General features: G+C 29.3%; 4 protein-coding genes. 3 read left to right on the top strand and 1 reads right to left on the bottom strand.

The annotated features are described in order from the left end of the window. Positions 1–87, top strand: an 87-nt coding sequence (locus tag GQ540_RS13160) for a hypothetical protein (protein WP_291801941.1), incomplete at its 5' end; no start/stop codon positions are given. Positions 88–90: 3 nt separating this feature from the next. Beyond that, positions 91–1116, top strand: coding sequence for a hydrogenase expression/formation protein HypE (gene hypE / locus GQ540_RS13155; RefSeq protein ID WP_291801938.1), 1026 nt, complete (start codon positions 91–93; stop codon positions 1114–1116). On the opposite strand, the gene GQ540_RS13150 is transcribed toward hypE, so the two are convergent. Further along, complete coding sequence (locus GQ540_RS13150) at positions 1113–1814, bottom strand: sulfite exporter TauE/SafE family protein (RefSeq protein ID WP_291801935.1); 702 nt, start codon at positions 1812–1814, stop codon at positions 1113–1115. The two genes, hypE and GQ540_RS13150, sit on opposite strands and share 4 nt — an antisense overlap. Positions 1815–2146: 332 nt before the next feature. Between GQ540_RS13150 and GQ540_RS13145 the strand changes: the two genes are divergently transcribed. Next, on the top strand, positions 2147–3380 hold a 1234-nt coding region (locus tag GQ540_RS13145; protein ID WP_291801932.1), incomplete at its 3' end, for a site-specific integrase.

Here is a 3380-nt window from a genome sequence, read left to right as displayed (position 1 = left end):
CCAGCTAACCCTTTGGGTGCACCAATGGTTTCATCAGAAGGCGCTTGTGCTGCATATTATCATTTTTCAACTAATTTAATAGACTAAGAAATGAACATTGAAAATTTAGGATTTGAAACTATAAATTTAGGCCACGGAAGCGGCGGGGAATTGACCAGAGATTTATTAGATAAAGTAATTTTTAAAACATTTAGCAATCCTTTTTTAGATCAAAAACACGATGGTTCTATCGTTAAATTTGAAGGAGAAATAGCTATTTCTACGGATAGCTTTGTAATTACCCCTATCTTTTTTAAAGGTGGAAATATTGGGGGGTTAGCTGTTCATGGTACCGTAAATGATGTTGCCATGTGTGGAGCAATTCCGAAGTATTTATCGTTGGCTTTTATTATAGAAGAAGGTTTGAAAGTAAGTGAATTTATTAAAATTGTTCAGTCGATAAAAAGAGCTGCTGATGAAAGTGGTGTTTTAATAATTACGGGAGACACAAAAGTAGTTGAAAGAGGAAAAGGGGATAAAATTTTTATAAATACCACAGGTTTTGGAGAAATGCATTCCAAAGCAAATATTTCAGTTCATAATATTAAAGAAGGCGATAAAATTTTAGTAAATGGTTATATTGCACAACACGGAATGGCAATTATGAGTGAGCGTGAAGGGTTAGAATTTGAATCTACCATTGAAAGCGATTCTACCAATTTGAACTTTTTGGTGAAAGATTTACTTGATAAATTCGGTAATAAAATAAAATTATTTAGGGACCCAACTCGTGGTGGTTTAGGAACTGTTTTACATGAAATAGCGAATGATATTTCAAAAGGAGTATTTTTAAAAGAAGAATTTATTCCACTAGAAAAACAAGTAGCTGCTGCATGTGAAATGTTAGGTTTAGATCCAATGTATGTTGCTAATGAAGGCGTATTTTTGGTTGTTGTTGATTCAAGTATTGAACATGAAGTTTTAGCTTTAATGAGAAATCATGAAAAAGGAAAAAACGCTGCACTTATTGGTGAAATTACAAATGAACATCCAAACAAAGTGGTAATGCAAAGTTTAATTGGAGGAAAACGAATTGTAAGTCCATTAATTGGAGAACAATTACCAAGGATTTGTTAATTTGAGAAAGTCCAATATACACCAATAATAAAAGCAAACAAACCACCAGCTAATCTGATTCCTTTAAAAAAGATTTCGTTATGATCTTGTTTAGAAAAGTCAGCAACTTTACCTATAACAATTGCAAAAGAAATCATAGCAATTAATGTTCCTATTCCAAAGCCAACAATATACTTTGTTGAATCTATTTTTGAAGTAAATCCAATTACAGGAAGGAACAATAAAAAATGAGCAACACCGGCTAAACCATGTATAAATCCAACGGATAAAGAAGCGATAGAACCTTGTTTTAAATTTGGATGTTTATGATGATTTGATTTTTCTGAGTTATGAATGTGACTATGCTTATGAATTAAAGGGTTTTCTGTACTATGAATATGTGTGTGTTTATGATTTTTCTCATCTTTAAAAATTCGAATAAATATCCAAACACCAAGTAGTATTAAAATAACACCAACAAGTTTCTCGCTATGCTCTGAAATCTTTTCAATAGGAATTAAATCTTTAAAAAGTAAAAATAAAACACCAATAGATAACATTCCAAATAAATGGCCTATTCCCCAAAATAAACCGACCTTCCAAGCTTTCTTTTTACTTTCGATTGCAAAAGGAGTAACCGCAGCTAAATGATCGGGTCCCGAAATTACGTGTAGCATTGCCGCAATAATGCCTGCAAATAAAGGAAATGTTAACTCCATTTAAATTGGAAATTTCAAGTAATAAATTTACAATATATTAGGTTAATTAATACATTTTAAGAGTAGAAATTTTGAAGAATTAAATTGAGAAATACAATTTAAAAAATGAAGTAAACTAAAAAACTCTTGAAAATCAAACGATTAACAAGAGTTTTAGTACTGAAGACGGGAGTACCATTAAAGTTTTATGTGTTTAAGTTAGTTTTAACTTACTGCTACTAATATATATAATATATATGTTGTGAATTTAAATGTATTTATTTCAGATTTAGTTAAAAAATAGCCCCCTATTAAGACCCCTATTTAATAAACTTTTGTATATTTGAGTTATTATGAAAGTTTCATTTAATTTAAGGAAGGACAAGATAGATAAACAAGGACTAATGCCTGTTAGGATGGTATTAGCTCATAATGGAATAAGAATAAGGAAAGTTGTTCCTAATGTAAAGGTTAAAGAAAAGGACTGGATTAAGAAAACTCAAAGAGTAAAATCACCACTTAAATCTGAGGTTTACAATTACTACATTGAGTTTAACAAGATTATTGAGGACATAGACACAAGAGTAAAAGAAATTTTTCGATTTATACTTTTAAATAATATTAATCCTACGCAAGATTATCTATTAAAAAAAATTGAATCTAGTGATGAAGTACATCTCACTTTTGATTTTATGACTTGCTTTCAAGAATTTATCGATAAAAACAAAAGTATTAAAGCTGAGCGTACTATAAAGTCATATGTAACTACTAAAAATTATATTCAAGATTATGTAGATTACTTTGATGCCTCATTAAATTTTGAAGATTTAGATTTTAATTTTTTTGAAAAATTTAGAATTTATTCTTTTGATGTGAAAAAGGCTAAAAACAACTATTTTTCAAAGCTTATTGGAGTTTTAAAGACTTTTATGAATTGGGCATATGAAAAAGAATATCATACTAATTTAGGTTTTAAGAAGTTTAAAGTAAAAGAAGATGATACAGAGGTAATTTACTTGACAATGGAAGAATTAATGCACCTCTATAAGTTTGAATTCGAATCGGATAGATTAAGCCATGTTAGAGATGTGTATTGTTTCGGTTGCTTTACAGGTTTAAGGTTTAGTGATATTAAGCATTTAAGAGCTTCTAATGTGTTTGAAGATCACTTACTGTTGAACATTCTTAAAACGAAGACAATAGGTCATAAAGTACCTTTAAACATCTATTCAAAATCTATATTAGAAAAGTATAAAGATACTATTTACGAACCCTTACCAGTTATCTCAAGCCAGAAGTTTAATAAATATATAAAAGAGTGTTGTGAAGAAGTGAAAATTAATACTCCTACAACAATCACAAGATATATAGGGCAAAAAAGAATTGATAAAACTGTTTCTAAATATGAAGTAATTACAAGTCACGCTGCTCGAAAAACATTTGTAACAAATTCTTTAATACTAGGAATGAAAGAAATGGTTGTTAGAAATATTACAGGACATAAGAAGGAAGAAACATTTAGGAGGTACGTAAAAATTGCAGAGGATTTTAAAAAGCAAGAAATGGATAATACCTGGAATAAAATAA

The organism is Lutibacter sp. (assembly GCF_013139515.1).
Taxonomy (GTDB): domain Bacteria; phylum Bacteroidota; class Bacteroidia; order Flavobacteriales; family Flavobacteriaceae; genus Lutibacter.
Note: the sequence above shows the minus strand (reverse complement) of the source record. Positions and strands in the feature narration are given on the sequence as shown.

Bases quoted from the DNA above. Each gene is read 5' to 3' on its own strand.
- hypE (WP_291801938.1), top strand. From the start codon at position 91: ATGAACATTGAAAATTTAGGATTTGAAACTATAAATTTAGGCCACGGA.
- GQ540_RS13150 (WP_291801935.1), bottom strand. From the start codon at position 1,814: ATGGAGTTAACATTTCCTTTATTTGCAGGCATTATTGCGGCAATGCTA.